The organism is Mobilicoccus pelagius NBRC 104925 (genome assembly GCF_000247995.1).
Taxonomy (GTDB): Bacteria; Actinomycetota; Actinomycetes; order Actinomycetales; family Dermatophilaceae; genus Mobilicoccus; species Mobilicoccus pelagius.
Genome location: NZ_BAFE01000001.1, coordinates 65,640 through 85,264, shown reverse-complemented (window position 1 = coordinate 85,264; position 19,625 = coordinate 65,640). Strand labels below are relative to the sequence as shown.

16 protein-coding genes are annotated in these 19,625 nt (G+C 72.4%); 8 read left to right on the top strand and 8 right to left on the bottom strand.

Annotated features, from left to right (window positions below; genetic code table 11):
- Position 1 precedes the first annotated feature (1 nt).
- Positions 2-1,867, bottom strand: coding sequence for a DUF294 nucleotidyltransferase-like domain-containing protein (locus MOPEL_RS00370; RefSeq protein WP_009760518.1), 1,866 nt, complete (start codon positions 1,865-1,867; stop codon positions 2-4).
- A gap of 269 nt (positions 1,868-2,136) precedes the next feature.
- Between MOPEL_RS00370 and MOPEL_RS00365 the strand changes: the two genes are divergently transcribed.
- The 4 genes from MOPEL_RS00365 to MOPEL_RS00350 all read left to right on the top strand — a co-directional run bounded on the left by MOPEL_RS00365 (position 2,137) and on the right by MOPEL_RS00350 (position 6,886).
- On the top strand, positions 2,137-3,765 hold the full coding sequence (locus tag MOPEL_RS00365; protein WP_009760517.1) for a glycosyltransferase family 4 protein: 1,629 nt from the start codon (positions 2,137-2,139) through the stop codon (positions 3,763-3,765).
- Complete coding sequence (locus MOPEL_RS00360) at positions 3,651-4,361, top strand: class I SAM-dependent methyltransferase (RefSeq protein ID WP_009760516.1); 711 nt, start codon at positions 3,651-3,653, stop codon at positions 4,359-4,361. Before MOPEL_RS00365 ends, MOPEL_RS00360 begins: the two co-directional genes overlap by 115 nt.
- The gene (locus MOPEL_RS00355; RefSeq protein ID WP_009760515.1) at positions 4,358-5,350 is read left to right on the top strand and encodes a hypothetical protein; all 993 of its coding nucleotides are present in this window, start codon (positions 4,358-4,360) and stop codon (positions 5,348-5,350) included. Before MOPEL_RS00360 ends, MOPEL_RS00355 begins: the two co-directional genes overlap by 4 nt.
- A 159-nt stretch (positions 5,351-5,509) precedes the next feature.
- Positions 5,510-6,886: a dicarboxylate/amino acid:cation symporter gene (locus MOPEL_RS00350; RefSeq protein ID WP_009760514.1), complete on the top strand. Its 1,377-nt coding sequence runs from the start codon at positions 5,510-5,512 to the stop codon at positions 6,884-6,886.
- A 109-nt stretch (positions 6,887-6,995) separates the two neighbouring features.
- On the opposite strand, the gene MOPEL_RS00345 is transcribed toward MOPEL_RS00350, so the two are convergent.
- Positions 6,996-8,354 (bottom strand): GntP family permease, encoded by a 1,359-nt coding sequence (locus tag MOPEL_RS00345; protein ID WP_009760513.1) that lies wholly within the window; start codon positions 8,352-8,354, stop codon positions 6,996-6,998.
- Between the two features lie 132 nt (positions 8,355-8,486).
- Positions 8,487-9,260 (bottom strand): class I SAM-dependent methyltransferase, encoded by a 774-nt coding sequence (locus MOPEL_RS00340; protein ID WP_009760512.1) that lies wholly within the window; start codon positions 9,258-9,260, stop codon positions 8,487-8,489.
- A gap of 56 nt (positions 9,261-9,316) precedes the next feature.
- Between MOPEL_RS00340 and MOPEL_RS00335 the strand changes: the two genes are divergently transcribed.
- A complete protein-coding gene (locus tag MOPEL_RS00335) occupies positions 9,317-10,150 on the top strand; it encodes an SGNH/GDSL hydrolase family protein (protein WP_051992147.1) in 834 nt (277 codons plus the stop codon).
- 16 nt (positions 10,151-10,166) lie between these two features.
- Here MOPEL_RS00335 and MOPEL_RS00330 read toward each other — a convergent pair whose 3' ends face one another.
- From MOPEL_RS00330 to MOPEL_RS00315, 4 genes are all read right to left on the bottom strand, one after another.
- Positions 10,167-10,844: a GAF and ANTAR domain-containing protein gene (locus tag MOPEL_RS00330; protein WP_009760510.1), complete on the bottom strand. Its 678-nt coding sequence runs from the start codon at positions 10,842-10,844 to the stop codon at positions 10,167-10,169.
- Between the two features lie 202 nt (positions 10,845-11,046).
- Positions 11,047-11,781 (bottom strand): PspA/IM30 family protein, encoded by a 735-nt coding sequence (locus MOPEL_RS00325; protein ID WP_009760509.1) that lies wholly within the window; start codon positions 11,779-11,781, stop codon positions 11,047-11,049.
- Positions 11,782-11,969: 188 nt separating this feature from the next.
- The gene (locus tag MOPEL_RS18665) at positions 11,970-14,120 is read right to left on the bottom strand and encodes a TPM domain-containing protein (protein WP_009760508.1); all 2,151 of its coding nucleotides are present in this window, start codon (positions 14,118-14,120) and stop codon (positions 11,970-11,972) included.
- Between the two features lie 140 nt (positions 14,121-14,260).
- Positions 14,261-14,656: an HsmA family protein gene (locus tag MOPEL_RS00315; protein ID WP_040632133.1), complete on the bottom strand. Its 396-nt coding sequence runs from the start codon at positions 14,654-14,656 to the stop codon at positions 14,261-14,263.
- Positions 14,657-14,792: 136 nt separating this feature from the next.
- Here MOPEL_RS00315 and MOPEL_RS00310 point away from each other — a divergent pair, with 136 nt between their 5' ends.
- From MOPEL_RS00310 to MOPEL_RS00300, 3 genes are all read left to right on the top strand, one after another.
- Positions 14,793-15,671, top strand: a complete 879-nt coding sequence (locus tag MOPEL_RS00310) for a GNAT family N-acetyltransferase (RefSeq protein WP_281023883.1) — start codon at positions 14,793-14,795, stop codon at positions 15,669-15,671.
- Entirely contained in the window at positions 15,668-16,795 is a 1,128-nt protein-coding gene (gene menC, locus MOPEL_RS00305; RefSeq protein ID WP_009760505.1) for an o-succinylbenzoate synthase, read from the top strand. The genes MOPEL_RS00310 and menC overlap by 4 nt, the downstream gene beginning before the upstream one ends.
- A gap of 126 nt (positions 16,796-16,921) precedes the next feature.
- On the top strand, positions 16,922-18,208 hold the full coding sequence (locus MOPEL_RS00300) for a citrate synthase (protein WP_009760504.1): 1,287 nt from the start codon (positions 16,922-16,924) through the stop codon (positions 18,206-18,208).
- 158 nt (positions 18,209-18,366) lie between these two features.
- On the opposite strand, the gene MOPEL_RS00295 is transcribed toward MOPEL_RS00300, so the two are convergent.
- Positions 18,367-19,623, bottom strand: a complete 1,257-nt coding sequence (locus MOPEL_RS00295; RefSeq protein ID WP_009760503.1) for an MFS transporter — start codon at positions 19,621-19,623, stop codon at positions 18,367-18,369.
- Positions 19,624-19,625: the final 2 nt, after the last annotated feature.

Here is a 19,625-nt window from a genome sequence, read left to right as displayed (position 1 = left end):
CTCACGAGATGTACCCGAGCGGGAGACGACCCGCGAGCACGCCCTGCGCCGCGCGGACGACACCGAACGCGTCCTTGAGGGTGCGCTTCTCGAAGTGGCCGAGCGTCTCCGGGGCGACGTGATTGTCGGGCGGCCCACCCTCGCGCACCCGGCGGGCCTGATGACGGAGCCGGACGTAGGAGATGAACTCGAACGCGTCGAGGAGGTCCGCGGCCGCGTCGGCGTCCATCCGTCCCGCCGCCGCGGCCTCCTGCAGCCGGGCCCGCGTCTCGACGGCCGGGCTGCCCGACGACAACGCGTGGACGCGGGCAATCTCGACGACCGGGCCGACGCCGCGGTGCTTGATGTCGAGGGTGCTCTGCTGCGGGCCCGACCGTTCGACGACGAGTCCGCGGAACAGCCCGAGCGGCGGCTGGTGCTCGACGGCCTGCTTGGTGAGGTGGGCGAGGAACGGCCGCGCGTGCGGGGTACGGGCGAGGACGTCGCGACGGAGCCGTTCGCACAGCTCGGCGTCACCGGCGAGGGGGCGCATGTCGAAGAAGATCGCCGCGCCGACGAGCGCCTCGGGCGTCGGGTGGTCGAGCCACTCGGCGAAAATGCCTCGCCACGCCGACTCGGTCTGACGCCAGCGGGGACTCGACGCCATGACATCGCCCGGGCAGCGGGGGAACCCGCACTCGACGAGCCCGTCGGTGACGGCGGTCGCGAGGTCGGCGAACCAGTCGGCGTCGGCCGCGGTGGCGGAGTCGTCGAGGACGATCGCCGTGTCCTGGTCGCCGCCGAGGCCCGACTCGTGGCGCGCCTGCGACCCGAGCACCACCCAGCAGTACGGCACCGGCGGCGGCCCGAGCCGTGCCTCGGCGAGGGCGACGAGGCGCCGGTGGATCGCGTCGGCGACGGCCGTGACGACCCGGGAGACATCCCCCGCCGACACGTCCTGGGTGACGAGGTGGTCGACGATCGACGGCAGCCGCGCCGCCACCGCCGCGAGACCGACGGTGCTCGTCTGACGGCCGACGTCCTGGACGAGGTAGAGCGGTGAGGAGCGTTCGAGCCGCATGAGATCGGTGCTCGTGACGAGCCCCTGCGGGCGGCCCGCCCCGTCGACGACAGGCAGGTGGTGGACGCCCCGGCCGAGCATCTCGAGGAGCGCCTCGAACGCGGGCGCCTCGAGGCCGAGGGTGAGCGGGTCGGGGGTCATGACCTCGGCGACCGTCGTCGAGTACGGCAGCGCGGCGGCGACGACGCGGTTGCGGAGGTCGCGGTCGGTGAGGATGCCCGCGAGACGCCCGGCGACGTCGAGGACGAGGAGGGAGGAGACCCGCTCGGCCTGCATCGCGGCGGCCGCCTCCTGCACCGTGCGGGCCGGGTCGATCGTGACGAGACGTCCACTCACCATCTCCTCGACCTGTGTGCGGAGCACGGCCCCGCCGTGGTCGGAGACCTGTACCGTCTTCACGGCGGCCCGCAACCGGTGCGCCTGCTGGAGGAGGAAGTGCGCCGAGACGGGCGCGTGATCGAGGAGCTCCTCGAACGCCGCCCGCGGCACGAGGAGCAGGAGGGTGTCCTCGACGGCCGTGACGCGGAACCCGTACGGGGGCGCCTCGAGCAGGCCCGTCACGCCGACGCTGCCACCGACGTCGACCCGTTCGACGAGTCCCCCCGCGCGGTCGTGGACGTCGACGGCCCCCGACCGGACGACCCGCAGCGCCTCGACCGTGTCGTCGGCGTCGAGGATGGTGCTCCCCCGCCGGTGGTACCGCATCGTGCACCGACGCGGCAGCGCGTCGAGCACCGCCCCCGGCAGCCGCGAGAACGGCTCGTGGGAGGCGAAGAAGTCTTTGACCTCGGCGAGTTCGGGTTCCATGATGGCGTCACCCTGGCACGCACGTCCGGCGCCGGACCCCGCACGACCCCCGCCCCGTCGCCCAGCGGCGACTCCCCGCGACGAGCGGCAGCGGGTGTCACCGAACAGCGGCGGTCGCTCCCGACGGTGCCGTGGTGGCGACGACAGCGGCGACGACGAGGCGGTCGGTGCGTCTCGGCGGCGAGGTGACCCGCGAGTCACTACCCTGGGACGGGCCCGATCGGGCGCAGGTGGAGCCGCGGCATCGGCGCCGGACGTGAGGGGGACGCATGGGTCTGCGGGTCGCGGTGCTCTCCTACCGCAGCAAGCCGCACGTGGGCGGGCAGGGCGTGTACGTTCGGCACCTCACGCGCGCGCTGGTGCAGGCCGGGCACGAGGTGACGGTGTTCTCCGGCCAGCCCTACCCCGAGCTCGACCCGGGCGTGCGGCTCGAGAAGGTGCCGAGCCTCGACCTCTACCGCGAACCCGACCCGTTCCGCATGCCGCGCCTGAACGAGTACCGCGACGCGATCGACGTCCTCGAGGTCGCCGGCATGATGACCGCGGCGTTCCCCGAGCCGCTCACGTTCTCCCTCCGCGCCGCCCGCGCACTCCGCGGCCGCACGGGTGAGTTCGACGTCGTGCACGACAACCAGTGCCTCGGGTACGGGCTCCTCGACATCGCCCGCCACGCCCCCCTCGTCACGACGATCCACCACCCCATCACCCGCGACCGCACCACCGACCTCGCGGGCGCCGCCGGCTGGCGGAGGGTCTCGCTGAGCCGCTGGTACTCGTTCCTCACGATGCAGAAGCGCGTCGCCCGCACCCAACGACACGTCCTCACCGTGTCCACCTCCTCGGCCCGCGACATCGCGACCGACTTCGGCGTCGACCCCGCCCGCATCGACGTCGTCCCCCTCGGCGTCGAGACCGACGTCTTCACCCCCGACGCCCACGACGGGCCGCGCGTGCCCGGGCGGCTCGTGACGATGGCGAGCGCCGACGTCCCCCTCAAGGGCGTCGACGTCCTCCTCCACGCACTCGCCCGACGCCGGGAGCAGCACCCCTGTGCGCCACTCGAACTCGTCCTCGTCAGCCGCCCCACCCCCGGCGGCCGCACCGAGACCCTCGTGCGCGGGCTCGGCCTCACCGACGTCGTCACCGTCCGGGGTGGACTCACCGACGCCGAGCTCGCCGCCCTCGTCGCGTCCGCCCAGGTCGCCTGCGTCCCGTCGCGGTACGAGGGGTTCTCGCTCCCGACCGTCGAGGCGATGGCGTGCGGCACGCCCCTCGTCGTGAGCGACGCCGGGGCGATCGGCGAGGTCGTCGGGCACGACGGCACCGGCGGTGCACCCGGCGCCCTCGTCGTGCCGCCCGGCGACGTCGACGCCCTCGCCGGCGCCCTCGGCCGCCTCCTCGACGACCCCGACCTGCGGGAACGCCTCGGCCGCGGCGGGCGCGATCGCGCCCTCGCCGACTACGCCTGGCCCACCGTCGCCGCCCGCACCGCCGAGGTCTACCGTCGTGCGATCGAGGACGCAGCCGCGTGCTCGGCCGGGTCACCGGCGAGGAGACGCCATGAGAACGGGGTCGAGGCGACCGAGGCCGCCCGAGTGCCCTGCTCACCTGCGACGACGGCTCGCGACGCCCTCCGTGATCGAATCGAGTCCGTCCTCATGGCGCTACCCGCGCCGAGCCCCGCGCGTCGTGCCGCCTGCGCGGCCCTCGCCGTCGGAGCCCTCGTCCTGGACTCGCCCATCTCCCGCCGCGCGCGGCGCCCCCCGAGAAGAAGGAGCCTCCCGTGCTCACCGTTGACTTCGGCCGCCTCGGCCTCCGCCCCGGCGACCGTGGGCTCGACCTCGGCTGCGGCGCCGGCCGCCACGCCTTCGAGATGTACCGTCGCGGCGCGGACGTGACCGCGTTCGACCAGGACGCCGACGAACTCCGTGGCGTCGCCGAGATGTTCGGCGCGATGGAGCTCGAGGGTGAGGGCGCCCCCGGTGGTGCACGCACCGTCGAGGGCGACGCGCTCGCCCTGCCGTTCGAGGACGCCACGTTCGACCGGGTCGTCGCCGCCGAGATCCTCGAACACATTCCCGACGACGCCCGGGCGATCTGCGAACTCGTACGCGTGCTGCGGACCGGCGGCACGATCGCCGTCACCGTGCCCCGGTACTGGCCGGAGAAGATCTGTTGGGCGCTCTCCGACGAGTACCACGAGGTCGAAGGCGGACACGTGCGGATCTACCGCACCGACGGCCTCGCGGGGCAGCTCACGCAGGCCGGGATCGAGGTCACGGGCCGCGACCACGCCCATGCGCTCCACGCGCCGTACTGGTGGCTCAAGTGCGCCGTCGGCGTCGACGACGAGCAGAACCCGCTGGTCAAGGGCTACCACCGCATGCTCGTGTGGGACCTCATGAAGAAGCCCGCGCTCACGCAGACGGCCGAGCGGCTCCTCAACCCCGTGCTCGGCAAGTCGGTCGTGCTCTACGGCCACAAGCCTGCATGAGCCTCCTCCCCTCGGAGGGTGACCTCCGGCGGACGGGTGCCACGATCGCGGCGACGCAGGCCGCGTGCGGGGCCGTCCCGTGGGACGTCGCCGGTGACACCGGCGGCAAGGTCGACCCGTGGGACCACGTCGAGGCCGCGATGGGACTCGTCAGCACGGGATTCGTCGACGAGGCCGCCGCGGCCTACGACTGGCTCGCGAGCGTGCAGCGTGAGGACGGGTCGTGGCCGATCGAGTGGTGGCTCAACGACGCGGGCACCCCGGAGGTGCGCGACGACGGGCTCGACACGAACCTCACCGGCTACGTCGCCGTCGGCGTGTGGCACCACTGGCGCACCCGGGGCGAGATCGCGGCGGTGCGGCGGTGGTGGCCGACGGTCGTCGCGGCGCTGGACGCGGTCGTCGCGCGGCAGCTGCCGAGCGGGGCGATCGCGTGGGCGGTGGGCGTCGGGGGCGCCGCCGACGTCGGTCTCCTCGCGGGGAGTGCGTGCCTCCACCTCGCGCTCCGGTGCGGGGCGGCCATCGGCGACGCCGTCGGCGACCCCCGCCCGGGATGGCGGGAAGCGGCGGACCGGATCGCCCTCGCCGTCGCCGCGGGACCCGACGACCCGGCCGTGTTCGACCCTAAGCCGCGGTACTCGATGGAGTGGTACTACCCCGTCCTCGGCGGGGCGCTGCGCGGGGCCGCCGCACACGCCCGGCTCGACTCGCGCTGGGCCGACTTCGTCGTCCCCGGCCTCGGTATCCGCTGCGTCGACGACCACCCGTGGGTGACGGGCGCCGAGACGTGTGAACTCGCCCTCTCCCTCACCGCCCTCGGGCGCCGCGAGGAGGCGGCGCGGCTCGTCGCCGACGTCCAGCACCTCCGCGACGAGGACGGCTCCTACTGGACCGGCTACGTCTTCCCCGACGACGCCCGCTGGCCCGTCGAACGCTCCACGTGGACCTCCGCCGCCGTCGTCCTCGCCACCCGGGCGCTGCAGCGCTGAGAGCGGCAGCCCCACCGCGACGACGCCCGCCACGCTCCTCGACTTCACATGGTGTTGGGGAATGCATAACGCGGTGGGTATGTTGAGAGAGACGGCCGGGGGACCCCGGGCCCCGCCGTCCCAGCCCATCCCGAATCACCATGTCTCCAGGGAGTTCGCATGTCCTCGCCCGCACCGGCCACGGAAGGGGAGGCGACCACCACGCGCCGCCCGCGCCGCGGTCCCCACCTCTCGTTCGGGGCGCAGATCCTCCTCGCCCTCGCCCTCGGCCTCGTCGTCGGTTGGGCGGCCCGGGAGTACCAGATCGGGTGGCTCTCAGCCACGCTCGCGGGCGTCGGAAGCCTCTTCGTGCAGCTCCTCAAGCTCGCGGTACCGCCGCTCGTCTTCACCGCGATCGTCGTGAGCGTCGCGAACCTCCGCAACGTCGAGAACGCGGCCCGCCTCGTCGGGCAGACGCTCCTGTGGTTCGCGATCAGCGGGTTCCTCTCGGTCCTCGTCGGCCTGGGCCTCGGGCTCGCGACGAACCCCGGCCGCGGTGTCACCCTCGACCTCGGCACCGCGAAGGCCCCCGACCACACCGGGTCGTGGACGGACTTCCTCAGCGGCATCGTGCCGACCAACCCCGTGGGGGCGTTCGTCGAGGGCAACGTCCTCCAGATCGTGTTCCTCGGCCTCGTCGCCGGCATCGCCGCGGTGCAGATCGGCGCGAAGGCCGAACCGTTCGTCCGTCTCTCCGAGTCCGTCCTCGAGATCACGCAGAAGGCGCTGTGGTGGGTCATCCGCCTCGCCCCGCTCGGCACGCTCGGTCTCATCGGGCACGCGGTCGACGGCTACGGCTGGGACCTCCTCCGTCCGCTCGCGACGTTCACCGTCGACGTGTACGTCGGCTGCGCGATCGTCCTGTTCGTCGTGTACCCCGTGCTCCTCGCCGTCTTCGGCAAGGTGAACCCGCGTCGCTTCTACGCCGGGGCGTGGCCCGCGATCCAGCTCGCGTTCGTCTCGCGCAGCTCCGTCGGCACGATGCCCCTGACCCAGCGCGTGACGACCGAACGCATCGGCGTCGCCCGTGAGTACGCCTCGTTCGCGATCCCGTTCGGCGCGACGTCGAAGATGGACGGCTGCGCCGCCGTCTACCCCGCACTCGCCGCGATCTTCGTCGCTCAGATCTTCGGCGTCGACCTGTCGTTCGTCGATTACGCACTCATCGCGTTCGTCTCCGTCGTCGGGTCGGCCGCGACCGCCGGGCTCACCGGCGCGATCGTCATGCTCACCCTCACCCTGAGCACCCTGGGCCTGCCCCTCGCGGGCGCCGGTCTGCTCCTCGCGATCGACCCGATCGTCGACATGATGCGCACCGCGACGAACGTCGCCGGACAGTCCGCGATGACGACCCTCGTCGCCGCTCGCGAGGGCATCCTCGACCGCCGCGTGTTCGACGCGCCGCCGGTGAGCCTCGATGAGGACGCCGCCCCCGCCCCGTCGATCGCCACCGCCGCCCCCGCCGACTCCCGCACCCGGGAGCACGTCGACGCCTGACGGCCACACCGGCCCGCACATCGACGCCGGCATCACACGACACGACGACGCCCTCCTCCCGCTCATCGGGGAGGAGGGCGTCGTCCGTCCGAGGGAAGCGGCAGACCTGTCAGAGGACGAAGGCGAGCGCGAGGACGATCGGCAGCGAGACGAACGAGGCGATGGAGGTCACGGTCGTCATCGTCTTGAGACTGCCCTGGGTCGAGAGGCCGAGGAGCGCCTTGAACATCCAGAAGAAGTTGCTGTTGACCTGGAGCGCGAAGAGCGACCCGGCGGCGATCGCGAGGCCGATGGCGATGGGGGCGACGTCGATGGAGCCGAGGATCGGCGCGATGATGCCCGCCGCGGTGATGGCCGCGACCGACACCGACCCGATCGCGAGGTGGAGCACGGCGGCGATGAACCATGCGAGGAGCACGCTCACGACGATGGGGGCGCCCGCGTCGGCGCCGAAGAGGCCACCGAGGACGTCGGCGAGGCCGGTCTCCTTGATGACGGCGCCGAGGGAACCGCCGACGCCCGTGACGAGGAGGATCTCGCCCGCGGTGTGGAGACCGTCGGAGAACGCCTCGCCGGTGCGGTCGAGACCGCCCGTGCGGCGCGCGAGGACGTAGGCGATGAGGAGGCCGAGGAACATCGCGACGTTCGCGTCGCCGAGGAAGGCGACGACCTCGTTCTCCACGCCCGCGAGCTTGACGAACGCGCCCGTCGCGATGAGGACGAGCGGCACGAGGATCGGCAGGAGCGCGACCGGCAGGGACGGCAGGTGGGCCCCCACGGCAAGACCGTCGGCGGCACCCGGTGTGTTCGCGTCCGCGTCGTCGAGGGCCTCGGTGCGCTCCTCGTCGGTCTCGGGACGCCACCACCCGTGGCGGAGCATGCGGGAGAAGATCCACGTCGTGACGACGGCGGTGAGCGGGCCGAGGACGATGCCGTAGAGGAGGTACTCGCCGAGCGGGATCTTGAGGAGGCCCGCGATCGAGACCGCGGCGAGCCCGGGTACGACGAAGACGTACCCGCAGAAGATGCCCGTGCCGAGCGCACCCGCCATGAGCGGCAGACCGTGCCGGTCCATGTGCTTGGCCGAGGAGCGGGCGACGGGGGCGCCGAGGACGACCTGCACGTCGACGTAGATCGACGGGAAGATCGTCGAGAGGGCGACGGTGAGGGCGTACGGGATGCGTTTGGGGCCGACCGTGTCGAGCAATCGGCCGACGAGGCGTTCGAACGTGCCGGTGACATGGAGCAACGACCCGATGAGCACGCCGAATCCGATGAGCAGACCGATCTTCGCCATGATGTCGCCGAAGCCCTCGGTGATGGCGTCGACGGTCTTCTCGAACCCGATGCCACTCGCGAGGCCGAGGTAGAGACACCCGACGACGAGCGCGATGATCGGGTCGACCTTGCCCTTGATGATGAGGAGGACGATCGCGAGGATCGCGATCGTCGTGTGCAGTGCGATCACGGGGACTTCTTCCGGCCGGAGGGACGACGCCGGACGACGGCGCCGCTGCTCATGCTGCGGCACCGACCGCCCCCGGGACGACGATGTCGCCCGTCCGGTCGGCGATTCGAGACGACCGCTCTCACATCCCGGTCATCGCGGGGCGTGGTGTGGCCTCGGGCGGATCTCAGGCCTCCACCGGCCCGCGACGGAGTCCCCCGCCTCGCCGCGAACGCGCCGCAGGATCCGCATCGAGCCGAGCTCGTGGGTCTGCCCCCAGCACCCCGACTCCAGCGCGCGCCGGTAGCAACGCCACGGGGCCTGGCCGCCGTCCTCCGGGTGTTCGAAGACGTCGTGGAACACGAGCGACCCCCCGGGCGCGACCCACCGCCCGAAGCCGAGATAGTCGTTCGTCACGTGCTCGTCGGTGTGGCCGCCGTCGACGAAGAGCATCGACAGGGGTGTGCGCCACCACCGGGCGACGAGAGGTGCCCGGCCGACGATCGCGACGACCTCGTCCTCCATCCCCGCGTCGACCATCGTGCGGCGGAAGAACGGGAGCGTGTCGATGCGCCCCGCGTGGGGGTCGACGAGCGTGGGGTCGTGATATTCCCACCCCGGCTGGTTCTCCTCGCTGCCGCGGTGGTGATCGATGGTGAACACGACGGCGTCGGGTGCACCCGCCTCGCGGGCCGCCCGCACCGCCGCGCCGAGGTAGACGGCGGACTTGCCGCACCACGTCCCCACCTCGAGCAGCGGGCCGTGCGGCGCGCGGCCACGCGCCTCCGCGTGGAGGAGGTCCCCCTCCTCGACGGGCATGAACCCGCGGGCGTCGTGCGCGAGTCGACGCAGGTCGGGCCACATCGCGGCGGGCGGCTCGGCGGGCGGCTCGGCGGACGGGGTGGTGGTGGCGTCGTCGGCGATCACCCGGTCAGCCTACGGAGGCGGGTGCGCACGGGCCCCCGGCACGGCATGCTCGCGGTATGTCCGAGCGTATGCCCGCCCCCGACCCGACCGAGCGCGTCACCCGTCACGAGTCCCCCGCCGTCCTCCGGCACGCTGCGGGCCTCCTCCCCGATCTGCCCCGCGCAGCGGCGTTCGCACTCGCCCCGGTGCTCGCGGTCCAGGGCGCCCGCACCCTCGCCCGTGTCCCCCGCCTGCCCGAGGCCGGAGGGGACCGCACCGGACTCGTCGGCGACGACCACGACGACGCCGTCACCGTCCTCGTCGTCGGGGAGTCGACCGCGGTCGGCGTCGGGGTCGACACCCAGGAGGAGGGGATGGCCGCGACGCTCGCGCGGCGACTGCACGAGACGACGGGTGAGTCGGTGCGATGGTCGGTCGTCGGCCGCAACGGAGCGCGTCTCCGCGCGACCGCACGCCGCCGACTGTCCGGGGCGTTCGGCGAATACGACTGTGCCGTCGTCGTCCTCGGCGTCAACGACACCCTCGGGCTCACGTCCACACGCCGTTGGCGCCGGGAGGTCGAGACCCTCCTCACGGCGCTTCGTCGCGGACTGCGCGACGACGGTCTCGTCGTCCTCGCGGGGGTGCCGCAACTGCGGCACTTTCCCGCACTGCCGCAACCGTTGCGCACCGTCATGGGTCTGCACGGGCGTGCACTCGACGACGTCCTCACCCGGATCGCCGACGACAACCCGGACGTCGTCCACATACCCACCCCCGCGATGGAGGACCGCGCCGACCTCGCCGCCGACGGCTTCCACCCCTCCGCCTGCGGCTACCGCCGATGGGGCGACCTCATCGCCGACGCCGCCCTGCTGCCATGGCGGCGAGGCGGCGTCGAGGGGTCGTGACGGGCGGCGTGAGCTCTCACTGCGGCAGCGCGCGGGACTCCACGAGCTGGGCCGCGACCTCGCGGAGCTTGACGTTGCGGTCCTGCGAGTAACGCCGCAGCACCGAGAACGCCTGCTCGCGGTCGAGTTTGAAGCGCTCCATGAGCATCCCCTGCGCCATGCCGATCATGTGGCGGCTGTCGATCGCACTCCGCAGCTCCACCCGCTCCTTGTCGGCGGCGAGGGCCACCGATGCGTGGGCGGCGAGGATCGTGCCGACGACGGCATCGTTCTCGGAGAAGTGGGAGGTGCCGCGCGCGTAGAGGTTGAGGGCCCCGAGCGTCCCGGCCGCGGTCTGCAACCGCACCGAGAGGACGCTGCGGATCCCGAGCTCCTTGACGCCGGCGCACCAGTTCGGCCACCGGTCGTCCTCGGCGGTGTCCTCGATGATGAACCGCTCCCGTTCGGCGATGGCCTCCAGGCAGGGGCCGTCACCGGCTTCGAGCTGCAACTCGTCGGCGCGGACGACGATCTCGTCGCTCACCGCCGCGGACTCGGCACGTCCGTTGCGGACGAGCATGATACCCCCGAGGTCGGCGTCCACGGCGGCGATCGCCGCACGGAGGGCCTCTGCCAGGGTCATGTCGGTGTCGGATCCCTGCAGACGTTGCGCCAGTTCCGCGAACTCCACCGCCAGGCGGTTCGCCTCGGTCATCAGGTATCTCCTCCCCGTGCCGGGCGACCGCCCGGCCTCGTCTTGGGCCGAATCGGGCACCGGGCACCGGGCGCCAGAATACGTGACACCACCACCAATCCGGGAAGCCGTTTCACGCAGTGGCGGGACGCCGCGGACGCGCACGGCGACGCCACCTCCCCGGGGGTGTCCCACGAGGCGACGGCGCCGCCGAGCGGCGGTGTCAGTTGCCGAGGGCCGGGCGGTCCTGGACCTTGAGGGAGGCGAGGCGCGCCTCGATCTCGGCGTCCTGACCGTAGTCCTCGAGCTCCGCGAACTGGTCCTCGACCGACGTGGCCGCGGCCTCCTGGCGACCGGCGACGAGGGCCTCCTGCTGCTTGATGCGGTCCTCGAAGCGGGAGAGCTCGCTCGTGGGGTCGAGGACGTTGATCGCGCCCATCGCCTGCTGCACCTTGTCCTGCGCGGCGACCGTGCGGGAACGGGCGACAAGAGAGGCGCGGCGGCTCTTGAGGTCCTCGAGTTTCGTCTTCATCTGCGTGAGGCCGGCCTTGAGCTGGTCGACCGTCACGTTCTGCTGCGCGATGACGGGCTCGGCGTCGCGAGCTTCCTTCTCGTGCTGGATCTGGCGGCCGATGGCGATCTTCGCGAGGCCGTCGAACTTCTCGGCACCCGCGGTGTCACCGGAGCCGCGGAGCTGGTCGGCCTTCTGGGAGGCAGCGGCGGCTTTGCGGCCCCACTCGGCGGCGGCGTCGACGTCCTCGGTGTGGTCGGCCTCGATCATGCGGACCTGCGCGATGGTCTGCGCCACGGCCTCCTCGGCCTCGGCGATGGAGTTCGTGTAGTCGCGCACGAGCTGGTCGAGCATCTTCTCCGGGTCCTCGGCGCGGTCGAGGAGCGCGTTGATGTTCGCCTTGGCGAGCTGGGCGACTCGGCCGAGGATGGTCTGCTTCTGAGCCACGGGGGTGTCCCTTCGTCGTGACGATCGTCGGAGGATCGTCGTGTCGGTCGTGCTGATCGGTGGGTGGACGGGCCGGTCTCCTGGTCGGACGCCCGCGGCCCGTGATGAGGACGTCCGAGCGCCTTGAACGGTTCGCGAGGGACACGGCCGGAGCGGTGACGCGGTGCGGGTCGCGGTCTCGGGCGGGGTCAGAAGCTTCCGCCGTCGCCGAAGCCTCCGCCGCCACCGAAGTCGCCGCCTCCGCCGAAACCGCCCCCGCCGCCGAAGCCGCCGTCGAAGCTGCCTCCGCCGCCCCAACCGCCGCCGCCGCCCCACCCGTTGTCGTGGTGGTGACCGCCGAGACCGCCGGCGAGGATGCCGCCGAGGACGAGGGAACCGAGATCGACACCACCGGCGCGTCCGCCCCAGCCGTAGCCGCCGCGGCCGCCGTACCCGCCGTACCCACCACCCCAGCCGCTCTGGTCCTCCTCGGCAAGGCGCAGCGCGTCCTCACCGAGCTGTTGGGCCTGGGCGAGGAGCGCGAGCGCCCGCTCGGGGTCGCTCCCGGCGAGTCCGGTGGCCTCGTTGTAGACGCGGAGGGCCTCGGAGATGCGGGTGCGGGCCTCGGTGCCGACGGCGCCGCGGTTGACGCGGATCGTCTCGTCGATCGACATGAGTCGCGCGCGGGCACGGTCGAACCGTTCGTCGAGGCCGACGCGGGTGCGCTTGCCCGCCTCCTCGGCGTCGCGGTAGCGCTGGAGGGCGTTGTCGAGGTCGTTCTCCGCGGTGTCGAGCGCGGCGAGGGCGCCGAGAGGATCGCCGCCCGCCCGGGCCGCGCGTCCCTGCTCGATGGCCGTCGAGGCCGCGGCGAGCGCGTCCCGCGTGAACTGGTCGTCGGCGCCGAGCCGCTGCGCGTCGGCGACGTCGGAGCTGATCGAGGCGAGCCGACGGTCGAGTTCCTCCGTGGCACGCGGGAGTTCGAGGTGGGCCCGGTCGACGGCGTCGAGGAGCGCGGTGGCCTGGCCGAGCGCGTCCTCCGCGCCGCGGGCGGAGACGACGGCCGCGGGCCGGTCGTTCTGCCCGAGGTGCTCACGGCCCGAGGTGATGAGTCCCTTGGCGGCCTTGACGAGCGCGCCCGCCTGGTCGACGTTGGACCGCACCGTGCGGAGGGCCTGGTCGGGGTACGTCGCGCGAAGGGCCTGGAGCTGCTGCGTCGCGGCCGGGATTCGGCTCGTGACCTCACCGATGCGGGTCTCGAGGTCGCCGAGCATCTGCGGCACCTTCGACTGGAGGTCGCGCATCTGCCGGAACTCGGCGGCGTACTCCTCGAGGGTGCGGTCGGCGTCGGTGGCGAGGGTGATGATCCGCTGCCACGCGGCGGGACGCTGCGCGTCGCCGATCTCGCCGTCGTCGATCTGGTGCTGGATGCGGAACGCCTCGACCGACCCGGCCTTGGCGCGTTCGAGCGCCTCGCGGAACTTCACCGTGGCCTGCGTGCCGAACTGCGCCTCGGCGAACGCGAGTTCCTCGCCGGAGGAGCGGATCTCGTCATCGAGGGCGACGAGGGCCGCCGCCGAGCGTTGCGAGAGGTCCGCGGGGTTCGTGACGGCGGGGCCGGATCCGCCGACGCCGCTCGTGTCGATGACGGGCCCGATGCCGTGGTCGTCCTGCGGGACTCCGCTCCCGGCGCCCTCGGTGTGCCTGCGACGACGGCGGGAGGCGAGCATCGCCGCACCACCCGCGGCCACCGCGAGCGCACCGCCGCCGAGGGCCACGAGGCTTCCGCCACCCCCGCCGTCGTCGCTGCGGGTCGTCGTGCCACGGCCGTCCCCCTTGACGGAGCCGAGCCCGTCGGCGGCGGCCACGACGGCGTCGCCCCACGACCCCTGGCCGTTCGCGGCCTTGCGGAGCGCGGGCTCGACGTCCTCCCGGTTGACCCGTTGGAGGTCCTCGTTCGTGAGGCCGGAGTTCGCCGTCGTCCACGGGCTGTAGAGACGGTCCTGGGTGGCGATGGCGTAGAGCACGTCGTTGCCGCCGAACCCGCTCTTGGTGAACGTCTGCTGGGCCCACTCGCGCGGCGAGACCCCGTCGAAGGAGCGCACGAACACGACGTGGAGGTCGAGGTCGTCCTCGTTCTGCAGCTTCTCGATGGCCCTCTGCGCCTCGTCGCTGTCGCCGTGGAGTGCACCGGCGGTGTCGGTGACGGGCGCGCGCAGCGCCGACGGCGGCTCGGCCCAGGCCGTTCCTCCGCCGAACACCAGCGCGGCACCCAGCCCCGCGGCGGCCGCGGCACGGGTGAACACCCGCGCGCTCGCGCCGGTCGTGATCGGTGACGTCGTGACCCCTCGTTCGTTGCGCACGTCTCGATCCTCCCCGGCCGCAGCGGCCCGCGCAACGCCGACGGGAGTCACGAAGCGACGGCGGCACGACGAGGGCACGACGACACCCCGCCGACGCACGGGGGCGTGGGCGGGGTGCGCTCGACGGTGGTGACGTGTCGTCAGCCGGCCATCGAGCCGATCATCCCGGTGAAGTAGGGGATGAGCCAGAAGGCCCACACGGCGACGGAGAACTTGTGGAACGCGGCGCGCTCGTTCGCGCGGTCGCGGACGACGACGACGACCGCCCACAGGAGGTGGATCGCCATGACGGCGAGGGCGAGGGCGCCCGTCACGGCCATGATCTGGTTGAGGACGCCCGCCGTGCCGGCGGTCTGGAGACCCTGCGTCGCGGCGATGCGACCCATCACCCACGTGCCCGACACGTCGAAGGTGAGGCCGAGGGCGAAGAACACGACGTGGAGCCACGTGAGGGTGCCGTGACGCCGCTCGGCCCACACACCCATCGTGTAGAAGACGAGAGCGAGGCTGATGAGGACGATGGCTGAGGACAACATGTCTCCAGCGTCGTCGTCCGCGCTGCCCCGTACATCGCCCGACGGATCGGTCGCGCCTCCATCGAACGGTCGACCCCCACCTCCACCTCCCCCGCCGTTCCGACCCGCGCGACGGGGTCGGTGACGGGCCGCTCGAATCGGACGTCGAGAGCGGGGGGCACCGCGACCGAGCCGGGCCGGGCATGCTGGGCCCATGCACGTCGACGTGAAAGAGCTGGACGGTCCCGACGACGCCGAGGCGGCCACGAGTCTCCTCGCGGCCGTGTGGGGCACGCCGTACGAGTCCGCGCCGATCCCCGGGGACGTCGTCGCCGCGATCTCCGCGTGGGGTGGTTCCCTCCTCGGGGCGTACGTCGACGGGACGCTCGTCGGCGTCGCCGTGGGGATCGCCGCCGCGCCGCACTCGGACACCCTCGCCTCCCTCGTCACCGGGGTGCTGCCGACCGCCAAGGGGCTCGGCGTCGGTCGCGCGCTCAAGGAGGCGCAGCGCCGGTGGGCCGCGGACCGGGGCGTCACGGGCATCGAGTGGACGTTCGACCCGCTCGTCCGCCGCAACGCCCACTTCAACCTCGTCCGGCTCGGCGCCGACGTCGTGAGCTACCACGTCGAGCACTACCCGCCGATCCCCGACGCGATCAACGGAGGCGACCCCACCGACCGTCTCCTCGCCCGCTGGGACGTGCGCGCGGCGACCTCGCGCGTCGCCCTCGACCCCGGCGCCGTCCTCGACGCGGGCGCGGCGACCGTCCTCGACGAGGGCGACGACCGGCGGCCCCGCCTCCACGAGCGACCCGCCTCCGGGCCGTGGCTCCTCGGCACCCCCGCCGACGTCGAGACGCTCCGTCCCGCCGACCCCGCCGCCGCCCTCGCCTGGCGCGAGACGTTCCGGGAGATGTTCCTCGACGCGATCGACACCGGCCGCCGCGTCACGGGGTTCACGACGACCGGCGCATACGTCCTCACCCCCGATCCCACCCCCCGCCCCACCTCCGACGCGACAGGAGACGCCCGATGACCGCCCGACCGATCGACGTCGAACTCCGCCGGGTCACCCTCCCGCTCGTGCGACCCTTCCGCACCTCCCGCGGCGAGGAGACGGTGAAGGACACCCTCCTCGTCCGCTGGCGCACCGAGGGCCCCGACGGGCCCGTGGACGGGTGGGGCGAGTGCGGCGCCGACCCCGAACCGATCTACTACCCCGAGTACGTCGACACCGTCACCACGGCCCTCACCGACGTCCTCGTGCCGCTCGCCCGCGACGTCGCCGCCGCCCCCGGCCCCCTCCTGCCGCGCCTGCGCACCGCGTTCGCCGACGTCCCCGGCATGCCCCTCGCCAAGGCCGCACTCGAGTCCGCCGTCCTCGACGCCGAGCTCCGCACCGCCGGCATGCCGCTCTCCACGTACCTCGGTGGACACCGCGACCGCATCGCCGTCGGCGTCTCCGTCGGCATCCCCGACTCCCTCGACGACCTCCTCGCGCAGGTCGGCGGCTACCTCGACGACGGGTACCGCCGCATCAAGCTCAAGATCCGCCCCGGCTGGGATGCCGAGCCCGTCCGCGCCGTCCGCGAGGCCTTCGGCGACGACCTGCCCCTCCAGGTCGACGCCAACCAGGCCTACCGCACGAGCGACATCCCCCACCTGCTCACCCTCGAGGAGAACGGACTCCTCCTCCTCGAACAGCCCTTCCCCGCCGACGACCTCCTCGCCCACGCCCGCCTCGCCGCCGACCTGCGCACCCCCGTCTGCCTCGACGAGTCGATCACCTCCCTCGGCACGGCCGCCACCGCGATCGCCCTCGGCGCCACCGACGCGATCAACGTCAAACCCGCCCGCGTCGGCGGCTACCTCACCGCCCGGTCCGTCCACGACCTCGCCGCCGCCCACGGCATCCCCTGTTTCTGCGGCGGCATGCTCGAGACCGGCATCGGCCGCGCGATGAACCTCGCCCTCGCCGGACTCCCCAACTTCACCCTCCCCGGCGACATCTCCGCGACCAGCAGATACTTCGCCCACGACCTCACCCAGTCGTTCGAACTCGTCGACTCCCACCTCGTTCCCCCCACAGGCCCCGGCAGTGGTGCGCACGTGGACACCGACGCGGTCGAGGACGCCACCACAGCCCTCACCAGCTGCTGACAATCCCCAGCCCCGTCGCTCCCCAGCCGCGCCCACACCCACGGGCGCCTCAGCAGCATCCCCAATGGGACCAATGTCCCCCGGCGGACTTAGAGTGATCGCGACACGACGACATCAGGAGGCAACATGAGCCGCACGGCCCGCATCGAACTCGATGGGAAGTCGTACGAATACCCTGTGGTCGAGGGCACCGAGCACGAGCTGGCCATCGACATCAGCAAGCTCCGGGCCGACACCGGCTACATCACCCTCGACGACGGATACGGCAACACCGGATCCTGCAAGTCCAAGATCACCTACATCGACGGCGACGCAGGCGTCCTGCGCTACCGCGGCATCCCCATCGAGGAGCTCGCCGAGAAGAGCACCTTCATCGAGTCGGCCTACCTCGTCATCTTCGGCAAGCTCCCCACCGTGGAGGAGCGCGACCGCTTCGCCGGTCTCCTCATGGAGAACGCCATGATCGACGAGGGCATGAAGAAGCACTTCGAGGCCTTCCCGCCCTCCACGCACCCGATGGCGATCACCTCCGCCATGGTCAACCTCATCAGCGGCTACGAGCCCGAGGACATGATCATCAACAGCGAGCAGGAGTTCGAGGAGGCCGCCGCCAAGCTCATGAGCAAGGTGCGCACCATCGCCGCCGCCTCGTACAAGGCCTCCATCGGTGAGCCGATCGTCTACCCGCGCTACGACCTGCGGTACGCCGAGAACTTCCTCCACATGATGTTCACGAAGCCGTACAAGGCATACGAGCCCACCCCGGCCGTCTCCCGCGCGCTCAACCTGTTCCTCCTGCTCCACGCCGACCACGAGCAGAACTGCTCCACCTCCACGGTGCGCATGGTCGCCTCGAGCCAGGCGAACATCTTCGCGTCCTGCTCCGCCGGCGTGAACGCCCTCTGGGGCCCCCGCCACGGTGGCGCCAACCAGGCCGTCATCGAGATGCTCGAGCAGATCCGCGACTCCGACATGGACGTCAAGGAGTACGTGCGCAAGGTCAAGAACAAGGAAGACGGGATCAAGCTCATGGGCTTCGGTCACCGCGTCTACCGCAACTTCGACCCGCGCTCCAAGATCCTCCGCAAGGCCGCCGACGAGATGTTCGACGAGCTGGAGATGACGGACCCGCTGCTCGACATCGCGCAGGAGCTCGCCGACGTCGCCCTCTCGGACGACTACTTCGTCGAGCGCAAGCTCTACCCGAATGTCGACTTCTACTCGGGCATGATCCTCCGCGCCATGGGCATCCCGCTCAACATGTTCACGGTCATGTTCGCCATCGGCCGCATGCCGGGTTGGATCGCGAACTGGAAGGAGATCAACGACGACCCCAAGGGTCGGATCTACCGTCCCCGCCAGGTCTACGTCGGCCCGACCGACCAGCACTGGGTGCTCCGCGAGGAGCGCTGACCCTCTGCCGATCCTTCCTGGGTCCTCTGCTCCACCGACACCGGGTGCCCCTCCGCTGGGGTGCCCGGTGTCGTCGTTCCCGGAGGATCCGACGGCGGGGGTGCGTGCGCCAGTGGGTGGGCGCGGGGCGGGACGGCAGACACAGGTCGGGCCGCAGGTCAGGCGCGGTACCGGACGAACGCGGGGGCGAGGGCGGCGGCGAGGACGACGCCGACCATCGTGAGCACTCCGCCGAGGGTGATCGTCCATCCCGCGCCGAGGGAGGGTGCGGCGGCGCCGTGGGCGACGTCGGCGAGGCGCGGCCCGCCTGCGACGACGACGATGAACAGGCCCTGGAGGCGGCCACGGACGGCGTCCGAGGCGGAGGCCTGGAGCATGCTCTGCCGGAACGCCGAGGAGGCCATGTCGGCGGCACCCCCGATCGCGAGGCCGACCGCCGCGAGGGTGAGGAGCGGCGCGGACGGGCCGTCGGCGAGGAGCACCGCGACGCCGAGGACGGTGACCCCGGCGCCCCACACGACGATGGCGACGACGACGGCGAGCCCCTGCCGCCGGACGCGGGAGACCCAGCCGGAGAGGACACCGCCGAGGACGACGCCGACCGGCATCGCGGCGAAGAGCACGGCGTACGCGAGGCCACCGCCGGGCGGGCCCCCGAACGAGACGTGCGCGACCTCGGGGAACAGCGCCCGCGGCATGCCGAAGAACATCGCGACGAGGTCGACGACGAACGACATCCGCAGGACGGGATGCCCACCGAGGTAGGAGAACCCGTCGACGACGGACCGCAGGCCGGGCCGCCCCGTCGTGCCCTCGACGGGTAGGGGCGGCAGCGACGTCACGGCCCACAACGTCGCGAACAACGTGAGGGAGTCGACGAGGTAGAGCCACGACAGGCCGATGATCGGGATGAGCACGCCGCCGAGCAACGGCCCGACGACGGCGCCCGCCCCGAAGAGGGTCATCGAGAGGGAGTTGGCGGCGGGGAGCAGCTCGACGTCGAGGATCTTGGGCAGCACGGCGCTGCGCGTCGGCTGGTTGACGGCGAAGAACGCCTGTTGCACGGAGAACAGCGCGAGGAGGAGCCACACGTTCCGGTTGCCGAGGGAGGCCTGGACGAAGAAGGCCGCCGTCGTGAGGATGAGCCCCCACGTGGTGACGACGAGCAGCCGCCGCCGGTCGAGGGCGTCGGCGAGCGCCCCGCCGTAGAGACCGAAGACGACGAGCGGCACGAGACCGAAGACGCCGGTGAGGCCGACGTACGCCGACGACCCCGTGATCGTATAGATCTGCGAGGGCACCGCGACGATCGTGAGCTGCGCCCCGACGACGGTGACGATGTTCGCCGTCCACAACCGTCGGAAGTACGGGTTCTGCAGGGGGCGGGTGTCGGCGAGGTGTTGACGAAGGGGCACGG

Bases quoted from the DNA above. Each gene is read 5' to 3' on its own strand.
- MOPEL_RS00355 (WP_009760515.1), top strand. From the start codon at position 4,358: ATGAGCCTCCTCCCCTCGGAGGGTGACCTCCGGCGGACGGGTGCCACG.
- MOPEL_RS00330 (WP_009760510.1), bottom strand. From the start codon at position 10,844: ATGACCGAGGCGAACCGCCTGGCGGTGGAGTTCGCGGAACTGGCGCAA.
- MOPEL_RS00370 (WP_009760518.1), bottom strand. From the start codon at position 1,867: ATGGAACCCGAACTCGCCGAGGTCAAAGACTTCTTCGCCTCCCACGAG.
- MOPEL_RS00315 (WP_040632133.1), bottom strand. From the start codon at position 14,656: ATGTTGTCCTCAGCCATCGTCCTCATCAGCCTCGCTCTCGTCTTCTAC.
- MOPEL_RS00335 (WP_051992147.1), top strand. From the start codon at position 9,317: ATGTCCGAGCGTATGCCCGCCCCCGACCCGACCGAGCGCGTCACCCGT.
- MOPEL_RS00300 (WP_009760504.1), top strand. From the start codon at position 16,922: ATGAGCCGCACGGCCCGCATCGAACTCGATGGGAAGTCGTACGAATAC.
- MOPEL_RS00350 (WP_009760514.1), top strand. From the start codon at position 5,510: ATGTCCTCGCCCGCACCGGCCACGGAAGGGGAGGCGACCACCACGCGC.
- MOPEL_RS00365 (WP_009760517.1), top strand. From the start codon at position 2,137: ATGGGTCTGCGGGTCGCGGTGCTCTCCTACCGCAGCAAGCCGCACGTG.
- menC (WP_009760505.1), top strand. From the start codon at position 15,668: ATGACCGCCCGACCGATCGACGTCGAACTCCGCCGGGTCACCCTCCCG.